Annotated in this window: 25 protein-coding genes; 17 read left to right on the top strand and 8 right to left on the bottom strand. The window is 71.4% G+C overall.

From position 1 onward, the window contains the following. Nucleotides 1–36: 36 nt before the first annotated feature. From OG912_RS01070 to OG912_RS01030, 9 genes are all read left to right on the top strand, one after another. On the top strand, nt 37–1,065 hold the full coding sequence (locus tag OG912_RS01070) for an ABC transporter substrate-binding protein (RefSeq protein WP_327707718.1): 1,029 nt from the start codon (nt 37–39) through the stop codon (nt 1,063–1,065). Next, on the top strand, nt 1,062–2,078 hold the full coding sequence (locus OG912_RS01065; RefSeq protein ID WP_327707717.1) for an NrtA/SsuA/CpmA family ABC transporter substrate-binding protein: 1,017 nt from the start codon (nt 1,062–1,064) through the stop codon (nt 2,076–2,078). Before OG912_RS01070 ends, OG912_RS01065 begins: the two co-directional genes overlap by 4 nt. Then, the gene (locus OG912_RS01060) at nt 2,075–2,959 is read left to right on the top strand and encodes an ABC transporter permease (protein WP_327707716.1); all 885 of its coding nucleotides are present in this window, start codon (nt 2,075–2,077) and stop codon (nt 2,957–2,959) included. The genes OG912_RS01065 and OG912_RS01060 overlap by 4 nt, the downstream gene beginning before the upstream one ends. Beyond that, a complete protein-coding gene (locus OG912_RS01055) occupies nt 2,956–3,711 on the top strand; it encodes an ABC transporter ATP-binding protein (protein ID WP_327707715.1) in 756 nt (251 codons plus the stop codon). Before OG912_RS01060 ends, OG912_RS01055 begins: the two co-directional genes overlap by 4 nt. After that, the gene (locus tag OG912_RS01050) at nt 3,712–4,599 is read left to right on the top strand and encodes an ABC transporter substrate-binding protein (RefSeq protein ID WP_327707714.1); all 888 of its coding nucleotides are present in this window, start codon (nt 3,712–3,714) and stop codon (nt 4,597–4,599) included. Nucleotides 4,600–4,603: 4 nt separating this feature from the next. Further along, entirely contained in the window at nt 4,604–5,677 is a 1,074-nt protein-coding gene (locus OG912_RS01045; RefSeq protein ID WP_327707713.1) for an LLM class flavin-dependent oxidoreductase, read from the top strand. A 160-nt stretch (nt 5,678–5,837) separates the two neighbouring features. Then, nucleotides 5,838–6,638: a VOC family protein gene (locus OG912_RS01040; RefSeq protein WP_327707712.1), complete on the top strand. Its 801-nt coding sequence runs from the start codon at nt 5,838–5,840 to the stop codon at nt 6,636–6,638. Between the two features lie 94 nt (nt 6,639–6,732). Beyond that, the gene (locus OG912_RS01035; RefSeq protein ID WP_326740208.1) at nt 6,733–6,987 is read left to right on the top strand and encodes a WhiB family transcriptional regulator; all 255 of its coding nucleotides are present in this window, start codon (nt 6,733–6,735) and stop codon (nt 6,985–6,987) included. Nucleotides 6,988–7,085: 98 nt separating this feature from the next. Beyond that, on the top strand, nt 7,086–8,663 hold the full coding sequence (locus OG912_RS01030; RefSeq protein ID WP_327707711.1) for a GMC family oxidoreductase: 1,578 nt from the start codon (nt 7,086–7,088) through the stop codon (nt 8,661–8,663). A 46-nt stretch (nt 8,664–8,709) separates the two neighbouring features. On the opposite strand, the gene OG912_RS01025 is transcribed toward OG912_RS01030, so the two are convergent. Then, on the bottom strand, nt 8,710–9,618 hold the full coding sequence (locus OG912_RS01025; RefSeq protein ID WP_327713311.1) for a chitosanase: 909 nt from the start codon (nt 9,616–9,618) through the stop codon (nt 8,710–8,712). A 72-nt stretch (nt 9,619–9,690) separates the two neighbouring features. On the opposite strand from OG912_RS01025, the gene OG912_RS01020 reads away from it, so the two are divergent. Continuing rightward, a complete protein-coding gene (locus OG912_RS01020; RefSeq protein ID WP_327707710.1) occupies nt 9,691–13,041 on the top strand; it encodes a hypothetical protein in 3,351 nt (1,116 codons plus the stop codon). 91 nt (nt 13,042–13,132) lie between these two features. On the opposite strand, the gene OG912_RS01015 is transcribed toward OG912_RS01020, so the two are convergent. From OG912_RS01015 to OG912_RS01005, 3 genes are all read right to left on the bottom strand, one after another. Continuing rightward, entirely contained in the window at nt 13,133–14,107 is a 975-nt protein-coding gene (locus OG912_RS01015) for an acyl-ACP desaturase (RefSeq protein WP_327707709.1), read from the bottom strand. Between the two features lie 278 nt (nt 14,108–14,385). Continuing rightward, on the bottom strand, nt 14,386–14,577 hold the full coding sequence (locus OG912_RS01010) for a hypothetical protein (protein ID WP_326740212.1): 192 nt from the start codon (nt 14,575–14,577) through the stop codon (nt 14,386–14,388). 11 nt (nt 14,578–14,588) lie between these two features. Next, the gene (locus tag OG912_RS01005; RefSeq protein WP_326740213.1) at nt 14,589–15,440 is read right to left on the bottom strand and encodes a Scr1 family TA system antitoxin-like transcriptional regulator; all 852 of its coding nucleotides are present in this window, start codon (nt 15,438–15,440) and stop codon (nt 14,589–14,591) included. Between the two features lie 168 nt (nt 15,441–15,608). Between OG912_RS01005 and OG912_RS01000 the strand changes: the two genes are divergently transcribed. Further along, nucleotides 15,609–16,070, top strand: a complete 462-nt coding sequence (locus tag OG912_RS01000) for an ATP-binding protein (RefSeq protein WP_327707708.1) — start codon at nt 15,609–15,611, stop codon at nt 16,068–16,070. 35 nt (nt 16,071–16,105) lie between these two features. Here the strand turns inward: OG912_RS01000 and OG912_RS00995 are convergent, their stop codons facing one another. Together OG912_RS00995 and OG912_RS00990 are read right to left on the bottom strand one after the other, a co-directional pair. After that, nucleotides 16,106–17,737 (bottom strand): ABC-F family ATP-binding cassette domain-containing protein, encoded by a 1,632-nt coding sequence (locus OG912_RS00995; RefSeq protein ID WP_327707707.1) that lies wholly within the window; start codon nt 17,735–17,737, stop codon nt 16,106–16,108. A 428-nt stretch (nt 17,738–18,165) separates the two neighbouring features. Beyond that, nucleotides 18,166–18,582 carry an SsgA family sporulation/cell division regulator gene (locus OG912_RS00990; RefSeq protein ID WP_327707706.1) on the bottom strand — a complete coding sequence of 139 codons (417 nt, stop codon included), beginning with the start codon at nt 18,580–18,582 and terminating at the stop codon, nt 18,166–18,168. Nucleotides 18,583–18,765: 183 nt separating this feature from the next. Here OG912_RS00990 and OG912_RS00985 point away from each other — a divergent pair, with 183 nt between their 5' ends. Next, nucleotides 18,766–19,863 (top strand): WD40/YVTN/BNR-like repeat-containing protein, encoded by a 1,098-nt coding sequence (locus OG912_RS00985; protein WP_327707705.1) that lies wholly within the window; start codon nt 18,766–18,768, stop codon nt 19,861–19,863. Here OG912_RS00985 and OG912_RS00980 read toward each other — a convergent pair. Next, nucleotides 19,860–20,153, bottom strand: a complete 294-nt coding sequence (locus tag OG912_RS00980; protein ID WP_327707704.1) for a YciI family protein — start codon at nt 20,151–20,153, stop codon at nt 19,860–19,862. The two genes, OG912_RS00985 and OG912_RS00980, sit on opposite strands and share 4 nt — an antisense overlap. Before the next feature lie 43 nt (nt 20,154–20,196). Between OG912_RS00980 and OG912_RS00975 the strand changes: the two genes are divergently transcribed. After that, nucleotides 20,197–20,874, top strand: a complete 678-nt coding sequence (locus tag OG912_RS00975; protein ID WP_327707703.1) for an endonuclease V — start codon at nt 20,197–20,199, stop codon at nt 20,872–20,874. Nucleotides 20,875–20,955: 81 nt separating this feature from the next. Continuing rightward, a complete protein-coding gene (mmpA, locus tag OG912_RS00970; protein ID WP_327707702.1) occupies nt 20,956–21,099 on the top strand; it encodes a morphogenic membrane protein MmpA in 144 nt (47 codons plus the stop codon). A 22-nt stretch (nt 21,100–21,121) separates the two neighbouring features. On the opposite strand, the gene OG912_RS00965 is transcribed toward mmpA, so the two are convergent. Beyond that, on the bottom strand, nt 21,122–22,312 hold the full coding sequence (locus tag OG912_RS00965) for a saccharopine dehydrogenase family protein (protein ID WP_327707701.1): 1,191 nt from the start codon (nt 22,310–22,312) through the stop codon (nt 21,122–21,124). Nucleotides 22,313–22,516: 204 nt separating this feature from the next. Here OG912_RS00965 and OG912_RS00960 point away from each other — a divergent pair, with 204 nt between their 5' ends. From OG912_RS00960 to OG912_RS00950, 3 genes are read left to right on the top strand one after another with little or no spacing between them, the layout of a single operon-like run. Then, nucleotides 22,517–23,677, top strand: a complete 1,161-nt coding sequence (locus OG912_RS00960; protein ID WP_327707700.1) for a CaiB/BaiF CoA transferase family protein — start codon at nt 22,517–22,519, stop codon at nt 23,675–23,677. Next, entirely contained in the window at nt 23,677–24,819 is a 1,143-nt protein-coding gene (locus OG912_RS00955) for an acyl-CoA dehydrogenase family protein (RefSeq protein ID WP_327707699.1), read from the top strand. Before OG912_RS00960 ends, OG912_RS00955 begins: the two co-directional genes overlap by 1 nt. 49 nt (nt 24,820–24,868) lie before the next feature. Next, nucleotides 24,869–26,083, top strand: coding sequence for an acetyl-CoA C-acetyltransferase (locus tag OG912_RS00950; RefSeq protein ID WP_327707698.1), 1,215 nt, complete (start codon nt 24,869–24,871; stop codon nt 26,081–26,083). The last annotated feature ends 4 nt before the right edge of the window (nt 26,084–26,087 follow it).

Genomic DNA, 26,087 nt, shown 5'->3' with positions numbered 1-26,087 from the left:
CGGCTCCCCTGCTTCGCCGATCCTCGGGAAGACTCCATGACGCCTGCCGTCCTGCCCCGGACCCTCTGGTTCACCCGCTGTCCCGTACCCACTGCCACCGGCATCGCCGCCGACCGGCAGTGGCTCACCGACGAGTTCGCCGCCGACGGCATCTCCGTACGCTCCCTCCAGGACGCCTCCCCGGACGCCGACCGCGGCGCGCACTACACCCACGCCCTGCCCGGCCTCTTCCGGGAGGGCGGCAACGTCCCCGCGTTGTGGGCCCGTTCGCGGGGGGAACGCACCCGGCTGATCGGCCTCACCTGGATCGAGGAACGGCAGACCGTCCTGGTCGCACCCGGATCCGGCATCCGGGGCGCAGAGGCACTGCGCGGGCTGCGGCTCGCCGTGCCCAAGCACGACATCGCCATCGACTTCTGGCGTGCCATGGCCCTGCGCGGCTTCGAGGGGGCACTCGCCTCCGCCGGACTCGCGCCGGAGGACGCCTCGCTCGTCGACGTACCCGCCGACGGGCACGAGGGCCAGTGGGCGGCCGAACTGGCCGCGCTGCGGCGCGGCGACGTCGACGCCGTGTATGTGAAGGGTGCGCTGGCCGTCGAAGCCGCCCGCCGCGCCGGTGCCGAGGTGGCCGTCGAACTCGACGACCTGCCCGACCGCCGGTTCCGCGTCAACAACGGCACCCCGCGCCCGATCACCGTCCACCAGCAGCTCCTCGACGACCACCCCGGCCTCGTCGACCGCTTCCTCGCCGTCCTGCTGAGGGCAGCCGACTGGGCCGCCGGACATCCCGACGAGGTCGCCCGCATCCTCGGCGCCGAGACCGGAGCGGGCGCCGACGGAGTCGCCGGCGCCTACCGGCCCGGCACCCACCTGACCCTCCACCCCGACCTGTCCGCCGAACGCCTCGGTCTGCTCGCTGCACAGGAGGCCGGGCTGCGCGCCCACGGCTTCCTGCCCGAGCCCGTCGACATCGCGGCCTGGGCCGACCCCGGGCCGCTGCGCCGCGCAGCCGCACTGGCCCGCCGACCCTCCGCCCGCCCGATCCCAGAGGAACCCGCATCGTGAATCTCTCCCGGCCACTGCGTACGACAGCCCTTCCGGCGCTCCTCACGGTCTCCGCGCTCGTCGCCCTCACCGCCTGCGGCACGTCCGAGGCCGACAGCGCCGCAGGGGGCTCGAAGGCCACGGTGACCGTCCGCATTCCGGACCCCGGCAACTCCGGGGTGCTCGCCCTCGGCAAGAAGGACGGCAGCCTCGATAAGGCCCTGTCCAAGGCGGGCGCCAAGGTGGAGTGGACCGGCAGCGCCGGCCCGTTCGCCCCCGCCGCCCAGGCGATGAACGCGGACCAGCTGGACATCGCCACGGGATCCATCACCTCGGGCATCACCTCACTCGCCCAGCGGCCCGGCTTCAAGTTCTTCACCGCCGTCGACCCGGACGCCGCGGGCGAGGGCATCCTCGTCAGGAACGGCTCGGGCATCGGATCGGTGGCCGATCTGGTCGGGAAGAAGGTCGCCGTCAACCAGGGCGGCACCGGCGAGTACCTGCTGCTCAAGGCCCTCGCCAAGGCGGGTATCCCGGCGGACAGGGTCACCCGGGTCTATCTGCGGCCCGACCAGACCGCAGCGGTCTTCAACGCCGGCAAGGTCGACGCCTGGGCCGTCTGGGCCACCTACGCCGTCGCGGAGATCGGCAGCGGCAAGGCGCACTTCGTCGCCGACGGCGCGGCCATCGGCTCCGACAACTACAGCCTCAACGCCGTACGGACAGAGTTCGCCGAGCAGCACCCGAAGGTGGTGAAGGCCCTCTACCAGTACCTCCACGAGACCAGCGCCAGGGAGAAGCAGAACCCGGCCGCCTACCTCAACGTCTTCACGGACGTCGGCCCGACCGCCGTGACCGGGAAGGCCAAGGAGGTCCAGACGGAGTTCACGGCAGAGGGCGGCACCGTCGACCCGATCGGCCCCGAGGACATCGAGCGCTTCAAGGCCGTCGCCGCGTTCTATGCCGAGCAGAAGGTCACCAGGACCCGGGTCGATGTCGCCGCCCACCTGCTCGACGTCGGGAAGCTGACATGAGCGACACCGCCGCAGCGTCCCCCGGGCTCGTCCGGCGGACGCCCGAGTCCAGCGACGCCACGACCCCGCCCACCGGACTCGTCCGACCGCGCCCCCAGCTCCGCCGGGCCCGGAGCCGGAGCTACGCGCTCGTCGTCCGCACCATCGGCCCGGCTCTGCTCCTCGCCCTGTGGTGGGTGGCATCCGCCACCGGAATCCTCACACCCGACGTCCTGGCCTCTCCGGGCGAAGTAGTCAGGGCCGTAGGTGAGTTGTGGGGCAACGGGCAGCTGCCCGACGCCCTCACCACCTCCCTCACCCGCTCCGGACTCGGCCTCCTGATCGGACTCGCCGCCGGACTCACCCTCGGCATCACCACCGGATTCACCCGCCTCGGCGACGAGCTCCTCGACTCCTCGCTCCAGACCCTGCGCACCATTCCCTTCCTCTCGCTGGTACCGCTGTTCATGGTCTGGTTCGGGATCAACGAGACGGCGAAGATCCTCCTCATCGCCGTCGCGACCACCTTCCCGATGTACGTGTCGACATCGAGCGGAGTCCGCAACACCGACCCGAAACTCATCGAGGCCATGCGGAGCTTCGGCATGGGACGCCTGGCCCTCGTACGCGAAGTCGTCCTGCCCGGCGCCCTGCCGTCCCTGCTCGCCGGACTGCGTCTGTCCATGACGCTCAGCGTCATCGCGCTGATCGCCGCCGAGGAGATCAACGCCACTGCCGGCATCGGCTATCTGATGTCCCAGGCGCAGAGCTACGCCCGCACCGACATCCTCGCCGTCTGCATCCTCGTCTACGGGCTCCTCGGGCTGGCCGCCGACATCCTCGTGCGGCTGCTGGAACGCCTGCTGATGCCGTGGCGCACCCCGCAGGGAGTCACCCGATGACCGCGACGAGATCCGCTCCCGCCGTACGGGTGCGAGGGCTGCGCCGCGTCTTCGGGGACCGTGCCGTCCTTGACGACCTGCAACTGGACATCGCCCGAGGCGAGTTCGTAGCCCTGCTCGGGGCCAGCGGCAGTGGGAAGACGACGCTGCTGCGCATCCTCGGAGCCCTGGACGGCGCCGATGGGGGAGAGGTGCTCGTCCCCGAGGCTCGCACCATCGTCTTCCAGGAACCCCGGCTCGTCCCGTCGAAGAAGGTTCTTGCCAACGTCACGGTCGCGCTGCCGCGCAGCCGCTCCGCGCACGGGCTGCGGGCCCTGGCCGAAGTAGGTCTGGACGGCCATGCCGAGGCCTGGCCCGCCACCCTCTCCGGCGGTGAGGCCCAGCGCGTCGCACTCGCCCGCGCCCTGGTCCGTGAACCCGAACTCCTTCTGCTCGACGAGCCGTTCGCCGCACTCGACGCCCTGACCCGGCTGAAGATGCAGGACCTGGTCGGCGAGCTGTGCCGCAGGCACCGGCCCGCCGTACTGCTGGTCACCCACGACGTCGACGAGGCCGTACGGCTCGCCGACCGGGTCGCGGTCCTGCGTGACGGCCGGCTCGTCACCGACGAGACCGTCGAGGTCGGACGGCCGCGCGACCCCGGCGACCCGGCCTTCGCGGCCCTGCGCCGACGCCTCCTCGCCGACCTCGGCGTCGAGGCCCCCGCACCTTCTGTCCCTTCCCCCGTCCGTACCGAAGCCGGAGTGATCTGAATGACCCTCACCATCGGTGTCCACAGCAGCAATCCGTCCCTCTACCACCTGTACCACCTCTCCCGCCTCGGCTTCGCCCAGGAGGAACTGGCCCCGCTGGGCGAGAGCGTCGTCTTCCACCCGTACACCAACGGTGTACGCACCGGAGAGCTCCTCACCCGGGGCGTGATCGACTTCGGCGGCACCGGCTCCACCCCGCCGGTCACCGCGCAGGCCACCGGGCACGACATCGTCTACACGGCCGTCTCCGCCCCCCGCCCCGAACACGGCGCGCTCCTCGTCCCCGAGGACAGCCCCGTGCGGTCCGTCGCCGACCTCAAGGGCTCGACCGTCCACCTGGCCATCGGCTCCTGGCAGACCCACCTGATCGCCAAGGCCCTCGACGACGCCGGGCTGTCGTACGCCGAAGACATCACCGCCGTCCGCAGCAACGCCGACAGCGAGCAGCTGCTGCGCACCGGCGAGATCGCCGCCTGGGTCGCCCAGGGCGCCGAGCTCGCCGCCGCACGGCGCACCGGCGGACTGCGGACCCTCGTCCGTACCGGCGACGTCATCAGCGACCGTTCCGTCTTCTTCACCCGCCGCGACCTCGCCGAATCCCGGCCCGAGGTGGTCGAGGCACTGACCCGGGCGCTGAAGCGCGCCGACGAGTGGGCCGCGGCTCACCCCCGGCAGGTGGCCGAGATCGCCGCGGCGGACCTCGGCGGATCGGCCGACGACTGGGAGACCGCGCTCGCCTCGCTGCCCTGGACGATCGAGCCCGTCACCGAACCGTTCATCGCCGAGCAGCAGGAAGCGGCCGACATCTTCCACCGCACCGGATTCATCGACCGCCCGGTCACCGTCGCCCATGCCCGTGCCCGTACGGCAGCCGACAAGGCGGTATGACGACATGGCGACCGAAGTCCTCTGGTACATCATTCCGCGCGAAGGCGCCTACCCGTGGGAGCCCGAAGGCAGGCGCCCCGTCGATCTCGGATACCTGGCACAGCTGGCCGGAACGGTCGAGCGGCTCGGATACAGCGGCGCGCTCCTCGCCACCGACCTGTACGACGTCTGGCCGCTCGGCAGTGCGCTGGCCGCCTCGACCAGCACCCGGTTCAAGCCCCTGCTCGCCGTCCACCCGGGGCTCATCGCGCCGACGCTGCTCGCCAAGATGGCGCTCAGCTTCGACACGCTCTTCGGGGGGCGGCTGCGCTTCAACGTGGTCAACGGCTCGACGAAGTCGCTCCAGGAGTACGGACTCCACGTGGAGCACGACGAACGGTACGAGCTGAGCGCGGAGTACTGGTCGATCGTGAAGCGGCTGACGGCCGGCGAGGTCTTCGACCACAAGGGCCGCTTCTACGACCTGAAGAACGCCGGAGCCTCCTTCCGGGAACTGAAGCCGGTCCAGGACGGACACATCCCGCTCTGGTTCGGTGGCTCGTCCGACCCCGGCATCGAGATGGCGGCCGAGCACGTCGACGTCTTCCTGACCTGGGGGGAGCCGCCGCATCTGCTGAAGGAGAAGCTGGAGAAGGTCCGGGCGAGGGCCGCCGCGTACGGTCGCACGCTCAGAATCGGACTGCGGCTGCATCTGATCGTCCGGGACACGGAGGAAGAGGCCTGGGCCGCCGCCGACCGGCTGCTCGACGTCACCAGCGACGCGACCTACGCCCGTCAGCTCGGCGACCGGTCGGGCGAGGACGGTGTGGGCTGGCAGCGACAGTTCCGCCAGCACGGCGGCAAGGTCCCCGCGCACGCCCGTGAGCTGGAGGTCCACCCCAACATGTGGCCGGGCATGAGCCTGTTCCGGCCGGGGCCCGGCACCGCGGTGGTGGGCTCGACCGCGCAGGTCGTCGAACGGCTCAAGGAGTTCGAGGACCTGGGCGTCGACACCTTCATCCTCTCCGGCAACCCACTCCTGGAGGAGGCGTACCGGGTGGCCGAGACGGTGCTGCCGGCACTGGGCGTCGCACGCTGACGAACGGGTCGTTCTCCGGCCGGCTTCGCCCGGAGAACGCACGGACTGCGGGCGGCTTCGTTCGGCGAGCGGTACGGACTGCGGTTGTCAGTGCCCGGTGCAAGACTCGGAGAGTCAGGAATTCCTGCTGTCCGAGAACGGGACCACGAAGGAGCGCACCATGCTCACCACCCGTTTTGTCGACGGAGCCCCCAACTGGATGGACCTGGGCACGCCGGACCTCGAAGGCGCCACGGCCTTCTACACCTCACTCCTCGGCTGGGACTACGAGGCCGGCGGCCCCGAGACCGGTGGCTACGGGATGTTCATGCTGAACGGGAAGACGGTCGGTGGCGCGATGACGGTCACCGAGGAACAGGCGAAGCCGTCCTGGTCGGTGTACTTCCGGGCGGCGGATGTGGATGCGACCGCACAGGCCGTGGAGAAGTCCGGCGGGGCGGTGCCGTTCACGCCGATGGACGTCCTGGAGTACGGCCGGATGGGCGGGTTCACCGACCGGGCCGGGGCGTACTTCGGCGTCTGGCAGCCGAAGCAGAATCCGGGACTCGGCGTCGTGAACGAACGGGGCAGCCTCTGCTGGGCGGAGCTGTACACCCCGGACGTGCCGGCAGCGGCGGCGTTCTACGACGCCGTCTTCGGCTGGGAGACCGTCCAGATGCCCTATCCGGGCGGAGGCGGCGCGTACACCGTCATCAGGACGGCGGGCGGCGGCGAGGATGCCTCGTTCGGCGGGCTCGTCCCGCTGGACGCCGTGCCCGTCCGGGCTGCCGCCGGGCCCCACTGGCTGCCGTACATCGAGGTCGACGACTGCGATGCCACGGTGGCGGCGGTCGAGCGGCTGGGCGGCAAGCTCACGCTGGAACCGCTGGAGATGGAGGGCGTGGGCACCTTCGCCAACGTCGCCGATCCGTACGGCGCCGCGTTCGCCGTGATCAGGAGCGCGGAGACGCCCGCCGCCTGATCGTGTGGCTGCCGTCGGCATCGCCGTGCGCGGCCGGCCGGTCGGTTGATGGATCGTTGATCAGTCGTTTATCTCGGCAGGGCACTGTGGCCCCATGCTGATCAACACCGCGATCGACCCCGCTCTCGCCTGGCAGGAGACAGCGCTGTGCGCACAGACGGGGCCCGAGTTCTTCTTCCCTGCCCCCGGCAGCTCCACACGTGAGGCCAAGCAGCTCTGCAACGCCTGCGAGGGCCGCCTGGCCTGCCTGGAGTACGCCCTCGACAACGACGAGCGCTTCGGCGTATGGGGCGGCCTCTCCGAGAAGGAGCGCGACCGGCTCCGCAGAGTTGACCGCGACCAGGCGTGAACGTGCCCCCACCGTGCGACACTTCGGCTTTCCGTACATCGGCCTGCGGGTCTCCGTGAACGCTGCGGATCCCGCGTCGACCACGAGGAGAAGCCGAGTTGAGCGAGTACGACTACATCGTCGTCGGAGCGGGATCGGCCGGCTGTGTGCTGGCGGCACGGCTGTCCGAGGACCCCACGGTCCGGGTCGCCCTCGTCGAGTCGGGTGGGCCTGACCGCAAGCCCGAGATCCGGATCCCGGCGGCGTTCCCGAAGCTCTTCAAGACGGCGTACGACTGGGACTTCAGCACGGTGAAGCAGCCGGCCCTCGGAGGTCGCGAACTGTTCTGGCCGCGCGGCCACACACTCGGCGGATCATCCTCGGTCAACGCCATGATGTGGGTACGAGGCCACCGTGACGACTACGACGGCTGGGCCGGTTCCGCCGGACCGGAGTGGGGCCACGACGCCATCGTGCCGTACTTCCGGCGGGCCGAGCGGTGGACCGGCCCGACCGGCCACGGCACCGTGTACGGCACGCAGGGTCCGCTCTTCGTGTCGCCGCCCCGCGCCCCCTCCGGCCTGACCGGCGACTTCATCACCGCCTGCCTGGACGACGGCCTGCCGCTCCGCGCCGAGCTGAACGCCCCCGACCACAGCGGGGTGGCGGTGACCCCGGTCAACCAGCGCCGCGGCCGCCGCTGGAGCGCCGCCGACGGCTATCTGAAACCGGCCGCCCGCCGCGCCAACCTGGACATCGTCACCGGCACCCGGGTCAGCTCCCTCGCCTTCGAGGGAACCCGGGCCGTCGGAGTGGTCACCGCAAGCGGCAGCACGCTCACCGCCCGCCACGAGGTCGTCCTCAGCGCGGGAGCCATCGGCTCCCCGCACCTGCTGATGAGCTCCGGCATCGGCGACCCCGGCGAGCTGCGACGGGCGGGCGTCGAGGTACGCGCCGCGTCCCCCGACGTCGGCCGCCACCTCCAGGACCATCTGAGCTTCGCCGTGACGGTGCACTGTCCGCGACCGGTGACTCTGACCGGTGCCGACAGCCTGGCCAACGTGGCGCGCTTCCTGCTGGCCAGGCGCGGACCGCTCACCTCCAACCTCGCCGAGGCCGTCGCCTTCATCCGCAGCTCGCCCCGGCTTGCCGCACCCGACATCGAGCTGATCTTCGCGCCGGCCCCGTTCATCGATCACGGCCTCACCCCGCCGACCGAGCACGGACTCACGATCGGTGTGGTCCTGCTCCAGCCCGAGAGCACAGGACGGATCACGCTGGACCCGGACAACGCCGGCTCCGGAATCCGGATCGACCCGGGCTATCTGACCGCCGACGCGGATCTGCCGCGGCTGATCGCCGGCGTCCGCCGCGCCGAAACCCTGTTCGCCTCGGACGCGCTGGCCCCGCACACCTCGGGGCCGATGGCCCCGTACCCGGGACCGGTCGACGACGACCGGCTCGCGGAGGCGATCCGGAGCGGTGCGCAGACCCTCTACCATCCCGTCGGCACCTGCCGGATGGGCGAGGACCCGTCGTCCGTCACCGATCCACGGCTCCGGGTGCGCGGTGTGCAGGGCCTGCGGGTCGTGGACGCGTCGGTGATGCCGCGCATCACCCGGGGCCACACCCACGCCCCGACGGTCGCCATCGCAGAGAAGGCGGCGGAGCTGATCAGGCAGGACGCGCGAGGGTAGGACACGCGGGGGCAGGACGCGCGGCGCCGGGCCGTATCCGCCCGGGTCAGGACGGGATGCGGAACGTCTCGCCGTACATCTGCCAGGTCAGCGGCAGTTCCAGGGACAGGTTCCCGTCCTCCAGGAACACCCGCTGGGCGGTGTCGATGCGCGAGGTGTCCTGCTGGTTCTTCTTCGACTTCATCACGGTCCGCGCCGCGTCCATGAAGGCGTCCAGGTAGGCGCTCTCGTCGCCGCCCTCCGCAACCGTGTCCGCCTCGGCCACGGCGGCCTTCCGGATGCCGTAGAACGAGTCCGTCTCGGATCCGGGACCCTGAAGCACCATGGCGTCGAAGTACATGTACTGGCCCAGGGCGCCGAGCCCGTCCAGTTTCGCCAGATGGACGGCCGGTTCGAAGTACTGCTTCAGCCGGACCAGGTCCTGAGCGGCACGGAAGGCGGGGTCCTTCGCCGACTGCTTCCACGCGGCCGTGAATCCGGGGTCCAGCCCCTCGTGCGAGGCGGAGCCGTCGACCTTGCGCAGCGCCGGGACGAACGGAGCCAGCGGACTGTCCGGATGATCCTCGGTGAACGCCTCGACGAACGCGAGCATGTCGTGCGTACCGGAGCAGAAGCCGACGATTCCGGCGCTGTACCCGGTGCCGTCGCCGGTGTCCTCGATCGTGGCGTACTGACTGCGCCAGTCCAGGGTCGACCCCTCGGCGCTGGCAAGCAGCTTCCAGGCGACCTCGCGCATCTTCGGCTCGGCCAGCCCCGGAGGCATCGCGGCGACGCGTGCGTTCATCTTCCGCCGTCCCTCGTCGTCCGCCGCGGCGAACGGGTCCGCCTGAGCGGACGCGGTGACCGATGCCTTCGCGGTGGGGGAGCTCGTGGGCAGCTCCGCGTCGCCCCCGCTGTTGAAGAGCAGGGAAACGACGATGGCTATCGGCGCACCGAACAGAACAACACGGGTCACAGGTTTCACCGGCACAGAGTACGGTCCGCACAGCCCGGGGGAGGGTTCGCCCCCGCACGGCACAATCGCCCCATGACCGATGCCCTGCTGAACGCCCTCGATGCCCTCCCGTATCCGCAGCGCATGCGTGAACTTGCCGCACGGGCGCGCGATATGGCTGCTTCGGGGCGGTTGCGTGCCGTTCTGGACGAATGGGACGGGGGCGATGCGTACGAGCGGGAAGCCGCGGTCGTCGCCGCAGCCGTGGGAGGGGACCGGGACTGGATCGCGGCGCGCCTCGCCGACCGGGATCCCTTCGTGCAGGGGCACGCCCTGCGCGTCGCGCACAGCCTCGGCGTACCGGACGAGGCGTATGCGGAACTCCTCGACGATGTCCCGCGCACCGCACGCCGCCGCCTCCTGCGGGCCGTCGTCGCCGACGGGCGGGCCGACCTCGCCGACCGGCTGATCGACGGGGTCCGTGCGGACTGGGGCGACGCGGACGCCACCGTACTGCTGCCGGGGTGCACGCCGGGGACCGCGGCCCGGCTGCTGCCCGAACTGCTGCATGCCGTACGCGGCTGGGGCGGCCTCGGACGCCGGCATCCGGACCTCCTCCTCGATGCCTGCGCGCGGCACCTGGCGGCACTGCCCGAGCCGCACCGCGCCGAGTGGTGGCACCGGTACGCCGCCGGGGTCGCCGCCACCGTCGCGCCCCTCCCGGAGCGGGTACTCGATCTGCTCGAACGCTACGCTCCGGCCACCCTTCCGTGGCCGCTTACCAGCCGCCTCGGGGCACTCGCCGAGGCCGGCCCCGACCGGCTCGTCCGCCTTCTGTTGCGCCCCGGCGCCCGGCCGGGGGGCGCCGTGCTGGGGCGTAGCGTCCTGTACCGCCTGGCCCGCACCGCGTCCGAAGGGCTCGTGGTGGAGCTCGGCCGGGCCATGGCAACGGACTCCAGGGCGCTCGCCCGCCTGCTCGCCGCCCTCCCGCCGGGCCGTCGCGCCGCCTTCTACACCTCGGTCATGGCCGGACGGGGTGAGGGGAACCAGATCTCGGTGGACACCGTGCTGCTCGACGCGCTGCCGCGCAGCAGCGTCGCGGACGAGGCGCGGCGCACGGCCCGGCTGGCGGCCGAACGCGGAGCGGCCCGGAGCACCGTGCTGATCGCGGAGTCGTACCTGCCCGTCGCCGAGGTGCGCGAGCGGCTGACCGCCGCCACCTGTGCGCCCGTGGCCGAGGACCGGGCGCAGGCATGGTCGCTGCTCATCGGCAACGCCGGGCGGGCGGGGGACCCGGCCTGCCTCGCGGACGCGCTCGCCGACATGGAGCGGCTGCGCAACGAACAGGACCCGGTCCGTTCGGTCGCCCTCCACGCGCTGGCGGCCGTCCCGCCCGGTCTCTTCACCGACGCGGCGGAACCGGCCCTGGACCTGATAGCCGCCGACGCCGTCGAGGCCCGGGACTCCTCGCACGCCACCCGGCACGCCCTGAGCACCCTTGCGCTGGGCCTGCTGCGCGAGCACGCCGCGACAGGCCGGCGCGCCCTCGTCAGCTGGGCCCTGCGCACCCTGGTCCGGATCTCGGGCAACACCGGGGGAGCGGACCTCGGACGGCTCGACCGGACCCTGCGCCGCGGCCAGGAAACGGACGTGTTCGAGGCGCTCCGGCCCTGGCTGGAGGCGGGCGCGGAGAAGGCCGACTACGGACTCGTGTTCGCGCTGACCAGGGCGCTCGGCCGTCGCGCGGCCGGACTGCCCGAATTGCAGGAGCTCCTGTGGCAGGCGGTGCGCTTCGGGGAGAACAGCGCGGCGCGGACCGCGGTGGGACTGTGGCTGGAGCCGGTCGCGCACCGCAGCGAGCGTGTGGAGCGGCTCCTGGCCGTCGAACCCTCCGCCGGAGCCCTGCCCGAGGTGCTGCGCGTTCTCACCGGCTGCCGTACCGACCTGCTCGACCCGTATCTCGGCGACCCACCGCCGTACGGCCGCTTCCTGCCGCACGGAACACCGTGGAGCGTGCAGGCCGACGCCGGGGTCCGCCGCTGGGTGCCGCGCCAGCGGCGTGCGGCCCTGCGTGGCCTGGAGCGGGTCGCGCGGGACGAGAAACTGCCGCTGTACACCCGTGCCGCCGCGATACGTTCACTGGCCCGCATCCCCTCGACCGGTGCCGCAGCCGTGCTCGACTGGACCGGCTCCGAGGACGTCGTGCTCGCCGAGGCGGCCCTCACGGCACTGGGCGGGACGGACCGGGCACCGGACATGCTGGCGGCGCTGCTCGCCCACAGCGGGGGTGACCGCGCCAGGGTCGCCGTCTTCGCGGCCGGCCGGGCCTCGCAGGACGTCCGCCCCTCCGTGCTCGGGCCCCTGCTGCGCGAGCGGCTCGCACCGGGCACCGGCAAGGTGACCGCCCGCAAGGAGGCCGTACGGCTCGCCGCGACCCGGCTGCCCCGGCCACAGGCCGCCGCGCTGGTCGCCGAGGCGTACGGGCTGTCCGGCCAGCACCCCGACGTGCGGGCTGCCGCCGTGGCCTGCGGCACCGGGCTGCTCGGCGACGAGCGGATGTGGGACCTGCTCACGGACGCGGCGACCGGCACCGGGGTACTGCGCACCGCCGTACTGCGCGTGCGGCCCATGGACCTGCCCGCGACGTACCGTCCCCGCTACGCAGGCCTGGTACGGGAGGTGTGCGAGACCGACGACGAGGAACTCGCGGCGTCGGCCCACGCCGTGGTGGCCCGCTGGATGCCGTGGGCGCCGGGCGCCTGCGATGTACTGATGGCCGCGGCGACGGACCTCGCCCGCCGCCGCTCCTGGCAGTCGGCCGCGGACGCGCTGGTGCCCGCCGCACCCGCTACGCCCGAGGCGGCGCAGGCGCTCATGCGGGCGCTGCGCAGTCTCACCGACGCCGTGGCCATGGACGACGCGGGCAGCGAGCGCGACCGGCCGGGGCGGCAGCGGGTCGTCCACCTCGTGAACCGGCTCGCCGCAGCGGCGGGGGCGCGCACCGACGACGCGCTGAGGCCCGTGCTGGGCGCCGCCGGGGAACTGCTCGCCAGTCACCGGGACCACGTACCGCAGGCCGCGGAGCTCCTGGTGAGGGCCGTCGATCCGGATGCGGGGCCCGATGCGCTGTACGCCGCGCTGGACCGGCTGGCCCGCTTGCACGACGGCCGTCCCGTGCTCGCCGCCCGGACCGCGGGTGTGCTCGGCACAAGGATCGGGGCGCCACGCGGCGAGGAGGACTTGGGAACGCTGCTCGCGCTCGTGGCACGCCTGGCCGAGGACGGTGGCGCCGCCCATGGCCACATGGCCGTGGAGCTCGCTGCGGCGGCCGGCCGGCGGACCGGCTGGAGCGGGCCGTGGCGTACCCAGCTGAGACTTCTGCGACGCCACCCGGACGCGGATGTGCGCGACGCCGCCTACGCGGAGGTGACGGTGCGCGAATGAGTGCGCCCGCAGGGGGCGCCGGGGGTGCGAACGTGGCGAACGGGGGCGGGCCGCGGAGACCCGCCCCCGTCGGGGTCGTGTGTGCCGGCCGTCAGGCCTGCGCGCGGGCCGCCATGCGCGCCTTGCGCGCGGCGAGCTTCTCGTCGAACTTCGACGCCTCGCTGTCCAGCCCGCTCATGTACAGACCGAGCTCCTCCTGGGCCTTGAGGCCCTCCGGGCCCAGGCCGTCGATGTCCAGCACCTTCAGGTAGCGCAACACCGGCTGGATGACGTCGTCGTGGTGGATCCGCATGTTGTAGATCTCGCCGATCGCCATCTGCGCGGCGGCCCGCTCGAAGCCGGGCATGCCGTGGCCGGGCATCCGGAAGTTCACGACGACGTCGCGCACGGACATCATGGTCAGGTCCGGTGCGAGCTCGAAGGCAGCACCGAGGAGGTTGCGGTAGAACACCATGTGCAGGTTCTCGTCGGTCGCGATCCGCGCCAGCATGCGGTCGCAGACGGGGTCGCCCGACTGGTGGCCGGTGTTGCGGTGCGAGACCCGGGTCGCCAGCTCCTGGAACGCCACGTACGCCACGGAGTGCAGCATCGAGTGGCGGTTGTCGGACTCGAAGCCCTCCGCCATGTGCGCCATGCGGAACTGCTCCAGCTTGTCCGGGTCCACGGCGCGCGAAGTGAGCAGGTAGTCGCGCATCACGATGCCGTGGCGGCCCTCCTCGGCCGTCCAGCGGTGCACCCAGGTGCCCCAGGCGCCGTCGCGGCCGAACAGCGAGGCGATCTCGTGGTGGTAGCTGGGGAGGTTGTCCTCGGTCAGCAGGTTCACGACCAGGGCGATCTTGCCGATGTCCGTGACCTTGGACTGCTCGGACTCCCAGGCCTGGCCGTCCTCGAAGATGCCGGGGAAGTTCCGGCCGTCGGAGAACGGCACGTACTCGTGCGGCATCCAGTCCTTGGCGACCTTGAGATGGCGGTTGAGTTCCTTCTCCACCACCTCTTCCAGCGCGTACAGCAGTTGGGCGTCGGTCCACGCCTGTGAACTGCCGAGGTGGGGAGAGGTGATCGTCACGGGGGCTCCTGGGGACGGGAGAATTACCTACGGCTTCGTAGGTTACGAGACCGTAGGTTAAAGCGGCGGTAAGGCCTCCGCCAAGCCCGTCCGGGCGACGATTGATCACGTTGTGTCATAAGTGCAGGTCAGGCGTATATACGGAGGGTCAGGGAGGTGGGAGTGAGGTGAGCGAAAGTCGAATAATCGGCCGGGCCGGGCCCCCGGTGGCGATGGGCTCTGAACAGTCGGCGTACTCGGAGCGCAGCGCACGAGGGGCACGGTCTGGTGGGGCCGGATCAGAGCAGATGGTCAGCCGCGCCCGCCTTCACCGCGAAGATCAGCGCCTGCAGCGCCTCCACGGAGTCGCTGACGAAGGTGGCGGTGTCGGTCGTGGAGCCGATGTAGGCGCGGCCCTGGTCGTCGAGTCCGAAACGGAAGCAGTTCGCACCCTCGCTGCAAAACGCTTCGTCCCAGCAGATTTCCTTCATGATCTCTCTCCTCAGAGGTCCTGGGCTATGCATCGGATGAAATCGCGCGATTCCTCGACAGGCAGCGCGAGCGTACGCAGGCGCTCCAACAGGCCCCGGTATCGGCGCAGTTGCATATCCGCGTCCAGCAGCATCGAACCGTGCGAGGAATCCAGCTGCACGGTATCGAGCTGCGGGACCGCCGCGCCGACATAGGTGAACGACTGTCCGGCTCCGGGGAAACCGCCTGCCGCGAACGGGATCGCCCGGACCGTGATCCGGCCGCGCTCGGACTGGTCGAGAATGTGTTCCAGCTGCGCCCGGGTGATCTTGGGGCCGCCGAACTGCATCCGCAGCGCGGCCTCGTGGATCACCGCTTCGTACAGCGGTGGCCGGTCCCGTTCCAGCACCTCCTGGCGGCGCAGCCGCAGGGAGAGCCGGGCCATCAGGTCGGGGCCCGGGAGCTGGGGGTCGGCGTTGTCGAAGACCGCTCGCGCGTGCTCCTCGGTCTGGAGCAGGCCGGGGATGTGTGTGGTGGTGGCGGTGATCAACTCCACTGCGTGGAACTCGAGTTCGGCGATGTCCAGCAGGCTCGGCAGCAGCAGTCCGCGATGCTCCTCCCACCAGCCCCTGGCCCGCTCCTGCGCCATCTCCGCCAGGAGGTCCACGAGGCCGGTGTCCGGGCAGCCGTAATTGAAGGCCAGGGTGCGGACCCGCTCGGCGCTGATGCCGAACCGGCCGGACTCGATGTTCGGGATGCGGGTGCGGTCGACGCCGAGCAGTGCCGCCGCCTGCTGTGCCGTCATCCCCGACTGCTCGCGCAGCTTGCGCAGTTCGTACCCGAGGCGTTGTTGCCGTGCGGTCGGAGTGCTTCTGGGTGGCACGGTGCGTGTCCTCCGGGGGGTGGGGGGTGTCGAAATGACCGGAACCACACAAGTAGTAGCACTGTGCTCCGGGTGTGCGCTACGGTCGGTAGTGCAAGTCTCACACGGGGCGACCGCGCCCCTGTGTGTGATCGTCACCACACGTACGAGAAATGTGAGCAGCACTTGATGAAGGGCGCATTGCGTTGTCTCCCGGCCCTCGCACCCGCCGGACCACAACCGCCGGCGGCGGACAACCTCAGCTACTCGTTCGCCCTTCCGGGCGGCGCCTTCTGTGCGGGCCTCGCCCGCCGCGCCGTGGACGAACTCCTCACCCGGCACGGTCTCGCCGAACTCGCTGAGACCGCGGTCCTCGCCACCTCGGAACTGGTCGCGGCCGCCTACCGCTTCACCCCGGACCGGGAGATGCTCCTACGGGTCCACTGGCAGTTCGACGCCCTGCGGATCACCCTCTACGACCAGCACCCGGCCCATGCGACGCCCGAGAAGTCCGAGGAGTGCCGTGAACACCGCAGCGCCAGCATGTGGCTGCTGGCCGCCGCGGTGGACGCGCACGGCGGGGACTGGGGGCTGGCCCCCGCGCTGACGGCCTCCGGCGGCTCCAAGACCTGGGCTTTACTCCACCGGTAGCCCCCACAGACCCATCGCCCTGTGCGCCCCCGCGTTCACAGGCCGGTACGCACCTCCTCGGCCGTCGTGTCCCGGAGACCGCCGTCGAGCAGCAGCCAGCGCGTGATGCCGATCGATTCGAGGAACGGCACGTCGTGGCTCGCCACGATCAGCGCTCCCTCGTACGAATCGAGTGCCGCCGTCAGCCGGCTCACGCTCGCCATGTCCAGGTTGTTCGTCGGCTCGTCCAGCATCAGCAGCTGAGGCGCGGGCTCGGCCAGCAGCAGCGCGGCCAGAGCCGCACGGAACCGCTCACCGCCCGACAGGGTCCCGGCAGGCCGGTCCGCCCGTGCACCCCTGAACAGAAAATGTGCCAGTCGCGCCCTGATCCGGTTGTTCGTGGCATCCGGTGCGAACCGCGCCACGTTCTCCACCACGCTCAACTCGTCGTCCAGCACATCCAGCCGCTGCGGCAGAAAACGCATCGGAAGCTGCACCGACGCCTCGCCGGATACCGGTGCCAGCTCGCCGGCCAGCGTCCGCAGCAGCGTGGTCTTGCCCGCTCCATTGCGTCCGACCAGCGCGATGCGCTCGGGACCTCGCACCTCGAACGAACCCTGCACCCGTGCCCCGTAGGCAAGTTCCAGACCGCTCAGCATCAGCACGCCCTGGCCCGGATGGACCCTGGTGTGGGGCAGTTCGACCCTGATCTCGGCGTCGTCCCGCACAGCCTCGACAGCGTCGTCGAGGCGCTCCTTCGCCTCGGCCAGTTTCTCCGTGTGCAGGATGCGGTGCTTGCCCGCCGACTCCTGGGCGGCGCGTTTGCGGGCGCCCATGACGATCTTCGGTTCGCGTTTGCTCTCCTGCATCTTCTGTCCGTAGCGCTTGCGCCGCGCCAGTTTGACCTGGGCCTCGGCCAGTTCGCGCTTCTGGCGGTGCACATCGGCCTCGGCGACCCGCACCATGCGTTCGGCCGCCTCCTGTTCCACGGCGAGCGCCTCCTCGTACGCCGAGAGGTTCCCGCCGTACCAGGTGACCGAGCCCTCCCGTAGATCGGCGATCTGGTCGACCCGCTCCAGGAGTTCACGGTCGTGGCTGACGACGACGAGGACGCCGTTCCACGCGTCGACCGCCGCGTAGAGGCGGCCGCGCGCGTACAGGTCCAGGTTGTTCGTCGGTTCGTCCAGCAACAGCACGTCCGGCCGGGCCAGCAGCAGCGCCGCAAGGCGCAGCAGCACGCACTCGCCGCCCGACATCTCACCGATCGTGCGATCGAGCCCGATGTGTCCGAGACCGAGCTGGTCGAGCGTGGCCAGCGCACGTTCCTCCACGTCCCAGTCGTCACCGACGGCGGCGAACCGCTCCTCGCCGACGTCGCCCGCCTCGATGGCGTGCAGCGCCGCACGGGTCCCGGCGATGCCCAGGGCGGCGTCGACCCGCAACGCGGTGTCCAGGACCAGGTTCTGCGGCAGATAGCCGACCTGGCCCGCCGCCCTGACGTTGCCCTCGGCGGGAGCGAGCTCACCGGCGATCAGCCGCAGCAGGGTCGACTTGCCCGAGCCGTTCAGCCCGATGAGTCCGGTACGGCCCGGCCCCACGGTGAGATGGAAGTCGTCGAGGACGGGGCTGCCGTCGGGCCAGGCGAAGGAGAGCGACGAGCAGGTGATGTGGGTGAGGGGGGTAGACATAAGGAATCTCCCGGTTGCGAGGAAGGACAGGGGCAACGGGGTGAGACACCGGTCACTGGCTTTCCACGGAAGAATTTCCGGAAGTGGAGAGGGAAGGCCCTGGTCGCGGAGGACGGCTCGAAGAGCTGAGGTCACACTCGGGCACGCGGACATGTGCAGACATGACACGGCGCGCAACACGGTGTCTCAAGACCTCAGACGAGCAACGTCCTACTCCTATCGGCGACAACAAGGACAACAACGAAACTACGGCGGGGCGCGGGCCGGGGCAAGCGAATTACCGGGACCCGCTCCCGCGACGGCCCCGCTCCCGCGACGGCCCCGCTCCCGCGACGGCCCCGCTCCCGCGACGGCCCCGCTCCCGCGACGGCCCCGCTCCCGCGACGGCCCCGCTCCCGCGACGGCCCCGCTCCCGCGACGGCCCCGTCTCAGCAGGAGCCGTCGAGCAGATCCGTCAGGCTCCGGTCCAGGTCCAGGAAGCGGCGCTCGTCCCCGGCGGGCACCAGCTCCTGCGCGCGCCGCAGGAAGCGGCGCAGCTCCGCCGTCCGCACGTGCACCATGGCGATTCCCTCGGCGGCGTGGAACTCCAGCACCGTACGGTCGTATCCGAAGGGTCTGACACGTACGTCCCCGACCCCTGCCGGTGCGTCCATCCCCGAAGTCAGCAGCTCCCGGGAGAACTCCCACGACACCTCGGTGCCCTCCAGCGTCGCCGGCGCGGGAAACGCCATGCGTACGGCGAAGGGATCCGTGCGGTCGTAGGTCAGGACGGCGGGAAGCGTCTCCATCTGCGGTGCGGATGCGACCATGCGGGCTTGCACGGACTGTTCGATAACGGTGGACAAGACCTGCTCCCTCTCGCGGCCGGACGGACGGTTTCCGGCACTCATACAGACGGCGGATTCCGCCGATCCGTGCACCGGAGTGCTGCGTGAGCTGCGTCACCGCGCCCCGCTGCCCGATCATGTGCCCCGTTACGGGCGATGCACCCTGGACGGGGCGCGGCCCGTGGGTTAGCTTCCAGCGCCATGAGAGCCAAGGGGAAGACGCGACGACTGATGTCACTGGGACTGTGCGGGGCCGCGCTGGCCGCCGCGCTGGCCGCGCCCGCGGCCCACGCGACCCCCGGCGAACGGCACGGACCCGCCCGTGGGCCGGTCTGGACGCCCACCGACACGGGAACCGACGCCCGCTTCCGCGGCCTCGCGGCCGTCAGCAGCCGCACGGCCTGGCTGGCGGGCTCGAAGGGCACCGTGCTGCGCACCACCGACGGTGGCCGGCACTGGCGCGACGTCTCGCCGCCCGGTGCGGCCGACGCGGAGCTGGAGTTCCGCGACATCGAGGCCTTCGACGCCCGGCGGGCGGTGGCTCTGGCCATCGGTGAGGGCGAGGCCTCCCGGGTGTTGCGCACGGACGACGGCGGGGCCACCTGGACCGAGTCCTTCCGCAACGCCGACGCACGCGCCTTCTACGACTGCCTCACCTTCTTCGACAGCCGCCACGGTCTCGCCATGAGCGACCCGGTCGACGGCCGGTTCCGCATCCTGTCCACCGCGGACGGCGGCCGCAGCTGGGACGTGCTGCCCAGCGCCGGCATGCCGCAGGCCCAGGCGGGCGAGGCGGGATTTGCGGCCAGTGGGCAGTGCCTGGTCAGCTCCGGTCCGAAAGATGTCTGGCTGGCGACCGGCGGAGCGGCCACCGCCCGGGTCCTGCACTCGGGCGACCGCGGACTGACCTGGACCGCGACCGCATCGCCGGTCCCGGCCGGTGACCCGGCCCGCGGCGTCTTCGGCCTCGCCTTCCGGGACCGTACTCACGGCATCGCGGTCGGCGGCGACTACCGCGCCGACCGGGCGTCGCCCCGCGCCTCTGCGGTCACCTTCGACGGAGGCCGGCACTGGCAGCCCTCGCAGGCTCCGCCCGCCGCCTACCGCTCGGGCGTCGCCTGGCTGCCGCACAGCCGGTCCGCCGCACTGGCGGTCGGCCCGACCGGCACCGACCTCACCACGGACGGCGGCCACACCTGGCGCACGGTCGACACCGGGTCGTACGACACGGTCGACTGCACCGCGGACGGGAGCTGCTGGGCAGCCGGCGAAAAGGGGCGGGCCGCGCTCACTCCCTAGAGCTGTTGGCGGTACGGCGCGAGCGCGTCCGAGGTCTTCGTCGCGATGAACTCCGTGATCCGGTACGCGCAGACGCCGTGCACGACGAAGGGGTCGGACGCCGCGAGCGCCTCGATCGCGGCCCGTTCGTCGCCGACCGCGAGAATCACCCCGCCGTCGCGGGGGTTCTTGCGGCCGGAGGCGATGAACACCTCAGCCGCGTACTGGGCGTCGAGCCAGGCGACGTGATCCTTCATCACCGCGTCGACGCGGTCCAGCGGGGCGGTGTAGGACAGCTCAAGTACGAACATGATCGCAAGGCTACGGGAGGTGCGCCCTAAGCTGACGGGCATCATGACAACACTTCGGATGCCCGCCGACGAGGCCGAGGCCCGCGCCCTCCAGGACACCCTGCGCACGGAGGTCGTGCTCGACGAGCCGGGGCCGCCGCCGGGAACCGGCCGGGTGACCGGCGTCGACGTCGCCTACGACGACGAGCGCGACGTCGTCGTGGCGGCAGCCGTCGTCCTCGACGCGGCCACGCTGGAGGTGGTGGCCGAGTCCACGGCCGTCGGGCGGATCACCTTCCCCTACATCGCGGGACTCCTCGCCTTCCGCGAGATACCCACCGTGCTGGCCGCCCTGGAGTCGCTGCCCCTCGACCCGGGTCTCGTCGTCTGCGACGGCTACGGACGGGCGCACCCGCGCCGCTTCGGCCTCGCCAGCCATCTGGGCGTGCTCACCGGGCTCCCCGTCATCGGCGTCGCGAAGAACCCGTTCACCTTCTCGTACGAACAGCCCGGCCCCCACCGCGGCGACCGGTCGCCGCTGCTCGACGGGGACGAGGAGGTGGGGCAGGCGCTGCGCACCCAGGACGGCACCAAACCGGTGTACGTCTCGGTCGGACACCGCACCGGCCTGGACAACGCGTGCGCGCACACGCTGCTGTTGGCCCGCGACTTCCGTCAGCCGGAGACCACGCGTCGGGCCGACGCGCTGTGCCGGCGTGCGCTCCGGGAGGCCACCGCCTGAGGGCTGCTGCGGGCGTGGTGTCAGGGCGTCTGAGTATCCGTACGGATAGCGCCGGCCGATCATGGTCGGCACTCTGGACACATGAACGCAACTCGCTCAACCGTCCGAACCGCCCCCCTCCACCCCGCTCAGCGCCGTGTGGCGCTGGGCATGCTGATCGGGGGTGCGGTCGGCCTCGTGTGGGCCGGGGCGATGCTCTACACCCTGGCCTCCTGGATCTTCTAGGACGCTTCCGCCCGGTGGCGGGTCAGCGGACCGCCGCCACCCGGAAGCGCAGACCGGCCCCGCGCAGCCGTTCCAGCAGCGCGTCACCCATCGCGACTGCCGTGGTGACCTGCCCCGAGGTCGGCGGGAGCTCGTCCAGTGCCAGGCACAGCGCCGACTCCGCCAGCATCTTCGCCGTCTCGTCGTAGCCCGGGTCGCCGCCCGACACCTCCGTGAAGACCCGGCGGCCACCGCCCTCGCCGACGAACCGGACCGTGAACCAGCTCCGCAGGCGGCGCTCCGCGTCCGGGCCCGACCCGGGTTCGTAGCGGTCCATGAGCCAGTTGCGTACGGCCGGCAGCTGCGCCGCGCCGAGCAGGGCGCCCAGCGCCGCGGTGCCCCCGAGGGCCACCGGCAGATGCTTGACCGAGGCGTAGTGCCGGTAGCGGAAGTCGGGGCCGTAGCGGGGGAGTGCGCGGGCCGAGCGCTCCACGATCTGCGCGTCGAGCGTCGGCAGCGGAAGTGCCCACGTACCGGTCTCCGTGCTGAAGCGCGGCCCGCCCAGCGGGGCTCGGGCGCGGCGGGCCACCAGGCGCGGCTCGTGCAGCCGGCGTTCCCTGGCGGCGCTCAGCATCTGCGGGCCGCGGCCCATGGCGGTGAGGGCGGAGGCGAACGTACCGCCCGAGAAGACGGCGTTGGAGCGGACGAATCCGTCGATGCGCAGCGGGACGTCCTCGGGGAGCTGCCGGACCGTGAAGTACACCCCGAGATCGTGCGGAACGGAGTCGAAGCCGCAGGCGTGCACGAGCCGGGCCCCGGTCTCGCGGGCCCGGGCGTCGTGATCCAGATACATCCGGTCGGCGAACTCCGGTTCACCCGAGAGGTCGGTGTAGTCCGTCCCGGCCTCGGCGCAGACGGCGACCAGCTTCTCCCCGTACCAGACGTACGGGCCGACGGTCGTGGCCACCACATGGGTGGACTCGGCCAGTTCGCGAAGGGAGTCCGCGTCGTCCGCGTCGGCGTGCACCAGGGGGAGGTCCGCGCAGTGCGGATGCAGGGCGGTGAGGCGGTTGCGCAGCTGTTCCAGCTTGGCGCGGTTGCGGCCGGCGAGGGCCCAGCGGCAGCCGTCCGGGGCGTGTGCTGCCAGATACTCGGCGGTGAGCACACCCACGAATCCGGTGGCACCGAAGAGGACCACGTCATAAGGGCGTGATGCCCCGTTCTGCCTGTTCATGAGTGCCTCCGCAGGGGCCGGCGCCGATGTAGCAGGCAGAGGGTAGCGGAGCCGGACGTGGCGGTGTGCGGCCGGGGAGGCTTCGTGAGGGAGGATCCCGGGGAAAGAACTAAGCGCTTGCTCGCCCCAAGGGGTTGTGCGGAGCGCGGTGCGTTCTTAGCATCATCGATGTTACATCGGTTGTGTCACACCGCTGGGGGCTCGATGGCAACGACAGAGAACGGCTCGCAGGGCCCGCGCGGCCCGCTGGCCGGGGTTCGCGTGGTCGAGCTGGCGGGCATCGGGCCCGGTCCGTTCGCCGCGATGCTCCTGGCCGATCTGGGCGCCGACGTGGTGAGGGTCGACCGGCCCGGCGGCGCCGGCCTCGGCATCGATCCGGCCGGTGACCTCACCAACCGCAACAAGCGCTCCGTCCTCATCGACCTCAAGGCCGCATCCGGCCCGGACACGGTCCTGGATCTCGTCGAGCGCGCCGACGTCCTGATCGAGGGGTACCGGCCCGGCGTCGCCGAACGCCTGGGTGTGGGCCCGGACGTCTGCCTGGCCCGCAATCCGCAGCTCGTCTACGGACGCATGACCGGGTGGGGCCAGGACGGTCCGCTCGCCGAACGGGCGGGCCACGACATCGCCTATATCGCCGTCACCGGCGCCCTCTCCATGATCGGCAAGCCGGGGGAGCCGCCCGTCGTGCCGGCCAATCTCCTCGGCGACTACGCGGGCGGCTCGCTCTACCTCGTCGTCGGCGTCCTCGCAGCCCTCCAGCACGCGCGGACCCCCGGCGGCAGCGGACAGGTCGTCGACGCGGCGATCGTCGACGGCACCGCACACCTCACCATGATGATCCACGGCATGCTGCAAGCAGGCGGCTGGCAGGACCGGCGCGGCTCCAACCTGCTGGACGGCGGATGCCCCTTCTACGGCTCGTACGAGACCGCGGACGGCGAGTACATGGCCGTCGGCCCGCTGGAGAAGCGGTTCTACGCGGAGTTCACCGAGCTCCTGGGCATCGGGGACACGGCCCCCGACCGGGGCGATATCGTCCGCTGGGACGAGCTGCGCAGCGTCGTCGCCGCCCGGTTCCGCACCCGTACCCGCACCGAGTGGACCGAGGTCTTCGACGGCTCGGACGCCTGTGTGGCACCCGTTCTCTCTCTTCGCGAGGCACCGCACCACCCGCACCTCGCCGCCCGTTCCACCTTCGTCGAGCACGGCGCACTTATCCAGCCCGCGCCCGCGCCCCGGTTCTCGGCCACGCCCGCCTCGGTGCAGAGCGGACCGGCGCTGCCGGGCGCGGACACCGAGGCAGTTGCCGCGGACTGGGGTGTGCCGGCCCTGCGGACCACCCGGAAGGACACGACCGACTGATGCAGCGGCAGATCTTCACCGAGGAGCACGACGCGTTCCGCGAGACCGTCCGCACCTTCCTGACGAAGGAGGTCCTCCCGCACTACGAACAGTGGGAGAAGGACGGCATCGTCTCGCGCGAGGCATGGCTCGCCGCCGGACGGCAGGGGCTGCTCGGCCTCGCCGTACCCGAGGAGTACGGGGGCGGCGGGAACACCGACTTCCGCTACAGCGCCGTCCTCGCCGAGGAGTTCACCCGGGCCGGCACCCCAGGCCTGGCGCTCGGGCTGCACAACGACATCATCGGCCCCTACCTGACCGGCCTCGCCACCGAGGAGCAGAAGCGGCGCTGGCTGCCCGGCTTCTGCAGCGGCGAGATCATCACCGCCATCGCGATGACCGAACCCGGCGCGGGCTCCGACCTCCAGGGCATCCGCACCACCGCCGAGGACCGGGGCGACCACTGGCTGATCAACGGATCCAAGACGTTCATCTCCAACGGCATCCTCGCCGACCTGGTGGTCGTCGTCGCGAAGACCACCCCGGACGGCGGCGCGAAGGGCCTCTCGCTGATCGTCGTCGAGCGCGGCGCCGAGGGCTTCGAGCGGGGCCGCAACCTCGACAAGATCGGCCAGAAGTCCCAGGACACCGCCGAGCTGTTCTTCCACGACGTGCGTGTCCCCAAGGAGAACCTCCTCGGTGAACTCGACGGCGCCTTCATCCACCTGATGACCAACCTGGCCCAGGAACGGATGGGCATAGCCGTCGCCGGGATCGCCGCCGCCGAGCACCTCCTGGAGATCACCACCACCTACGTCAAGGAGCGCGAGGCCTTCGGACGGCCGCTCTCCAAGCTCCAGCACATCCGCTTCGAGATCGCCGAGATGGCCACTGAGTGCGCCGTCACTCGCGCCTTCCTCGACCGGTGCATCGTCGACCACTCGGACGGGAAGCTCGACGCCGTACACGCCTCCATGGCGAAGTGGTGGGCGACCGAACTGCAGAAGCGCGTCGCCGACCGCTGCCTCCAACTGCACGGCGGATACGGCTACATGTCGGAGTTCCCGGTGGCCAGGGCCTTCACCGACGGCCGGATCCAGACCATCTACGGCGGCACGACCGAGATCATGAAGGAGATCATCGGCCGCTCGCTGCTCGCCTGACCAGGCCCCGTCACCCCTGTTGCGCAACCACCCTCGAAAGGCAGCTGTCTTGAGTACCGAAGCATTCGTCTACGACGCGATCCGCACCCCGCGCGGCCGCGGCAAGGCCAACGGGGCCCTGCACGGCACCAAGCCGATCGACCTCGTCGTCGGACTGATCCACGAGCTCCGGGGCCGCTTCCCGGGACTGGACCCGGCAGCCATCGACGACATCGTCCTCGGCGTGGTCAGCCCGCTCGGCGACCAGGGGTCCGACATCGCGCGCGTCGCCGCGATCGCGGCCGGACTTCCCGACACCGTCGCCGGAGTCCAGGAGAACCGCTTCTGTGCCTCCGGCCTGGAGGCCGTCAACCTGGCGGCGGCCAAGGTCCGTTCGGGCTGGGAGGACCTCATCCTCGCGGGCGGCGTCGAGTCGATGTCCCGTGTCCCGATGGGCTCCGACGGCGGCGCCTGGGCGATGGACCCGATGACGAACTACGAGACCGGGTTCGCACCGCAGGGCATCGGCGCCGACCTCATCGCGACCATCGAGGGCTTCTCGCGCCGCGACGTCGACGAGTTCGCCGCACTGTCGCAGGAGCGGGCCGCCGAGGCGTGGAAGGACAACCGCTTCGCGCGTTCCGTCGTCCCCGTCAAGGACCGCAACGGCCTCGTCGTCCTCGACCACGACGAGCACATGCGCCCCGGCACCACCGCCGACTCCCTCGCCGCGCTCAAGCCGTCGTTCGCGGCGATCGGCGAGATGGGCGGCTTCGACGCGGTGGCGCTGCAGAAGTACCACTGGGTGGAGAAGATCGACCACGTCCACCACGCGGGCAACTCCTCCGGCATCGTCGACGGCGCCGCCCTCGTCGCGATCGGCTCGAAGGAGATCGGCGAGCGCTACGGACTCACCCCGCGCGCCCGGATCGTCTCCGCCGCCGTCTCCGGCTCCGAGCCCACCATCATGCTCACCGGCCCCGCACCCGCCACCCGCAAGGCGCTCGCCAAGGCCGGGCTGACCATCGACGACATCGACCTCGTCGAGATCAACGAGGCATTCGCCGGCGTCGTCCTGCGCTTCGCCTGTGACATGGGGCTCTCGCTCGACAAGATCAACGTCAACGGCGGCGCCATCGCGCTCGGCCACCCGCTCGGCGCCACCGGCGCGATGATCCTCGGCACGCTCATCGACGAACTGGAGCGTCAGGACAAGCGCTACGGCCTCGCCACCCTCTGCGTGGGCGGCGGCATGGGCATCGCCACCGTCATCGAGCGTCTCTGACCGT

The sequence above is a fragment of the Streptomyces sp. NBC_00464 genome, from assembly GCF_036013915.1.
Classification (GTDB): domain Bacteria; phylum Actinomycetota; class Actinomycetes; order Streptomycetales; family Streptomycetaceae; genus Streptomyces.
Note: the sequence above shows the minus strand (reverse complement) of the source record. Positions and strands in the feature narration are given on the sequence as shown.

Bases quoted from the DNA above. Each gene is read 5' to 3' on its own strand.
- OG912_RS00955 (WP_327707699.1), top strand. From the start codon at position 23,677: ATGCAGCGGCAGATCTTCACCGAGGAGCACGACGCGTTCCGCGAGACC.
- OG912_RS00960 (WP_327707700.1), top strand. From the start codon at position 22,517: ATGGCAACGACAGAGAACGGCTCGCAGGGCCCGCGCGGCCCGCTGGCC.
- OG912_RS01000 (WP_327707708.1), top strand. From the start codon at position 15,609: ATGAAGGGCGCATTGCGTTGTCTCCCGGCCCTCGCACCCGCCGGACCA.
- OG912_RS01040 (WP_327707712.1), top strand. From the start codon at position 5,838: ATGCTCACCACCCGTTTTGTCGACGGAGCCCCCAACTGGATGGACCTG.
- OG912_RS01035 (WP_326740208.1), top strand. From the start codon at position 6,733: ATGCTGATCAACACCGCGATCGACCCCGCTCTCGCCTGGCAGGAGACA.
- OG912_RS01045 (WP_327707713.1), top strand. From the start codon at position 4,604: ATGGCGACCGAAGTCCTCTGGTACATCATTCCGCGCGAAGGCGCCTAC.
- OG912_RS01010 (WP_326740212.1), bottom strand. From the start codon at position 14,577: ATGAAGGAAATCTGCTGGGACGAAGCGTTTTGCAGCGAGGGTGCGAAC.
- OG912_RS01070 (WP_327707718.1), top strand. From the start codon at position 37: ATGACGCCTGCCGTCCTGCCCCGGACCCTCTGGTTCACCCGCTGTCCC.
- OG912_RS01020 (WP_327707710.1), top strand. From the start codon at position 9,691: ATGACCGATGCCCTGCTGAACGCCCTCGATGCCCTCCCGTATCCGCAG.
- OG912_RS00965 (WP_327707701.1), bottom strand. From the start codon at position 22,312: ATGAACAGGCAGAACGGGGCATCACGCCCTTATGACGTGGTCCTCTTC.
- mmpA (WP_327707702.1), top strand. From the start codon at position 20,956: ATGAACGCAACTCGCTCAACCGTCCGAACCGCCCCCCTCCACCCCGCT.
- OG912_RS00975 (WP_327707703.1), top strand. From the start codon at position 20,197: ATGACAACACTTCGGATGCCCGCCGACGAGGCCGAGGCCCGCGCCCTC.
- OG912_RS01050 (WP_327707714.1), top strand. From the start codon at position 3,712: ATGACCCTCACCATCGGTGTCCACAGCAGCAATCCGTCCCTCTACCAC.
- OG912_RS01055 (WP_327707715.1), top strand. From the start codon at position 2,956: ATGACCGCGACGAGATCCGCTCCCGCCGTACGGGTGCGAGGGCTGCGC.
- OG912_RS00985 (WP_327707705.1), top strand. From the start codon at position 18,766: ATGAGAGCCAAGGGGAAGACGCGACGACTGATGTCACTGGGACTGTGC.
- OG912_RS01060 (WP_327707716.1), top strand. From the start codon at position 2,075: ATGAGCGACACCGCCGCAGCGTCCCCCGGGCTCGTCCGGCGGACGCCC.
- OG912_RS00980 (WP_327707704.1), bottom strand. From the start codon at position 20,153: ATGTTCGTACTTGAGCTGTCCTACACCGCCCCGCTGGACCGCGTCGAC.
- OG912_RS00995 (WP_327707707.1), bottom strand. From the start codon at position 17,737: ATGTCTACCCCCCTCACCCACATCACCTGCTCGTCGCTCTCCTTCGCC.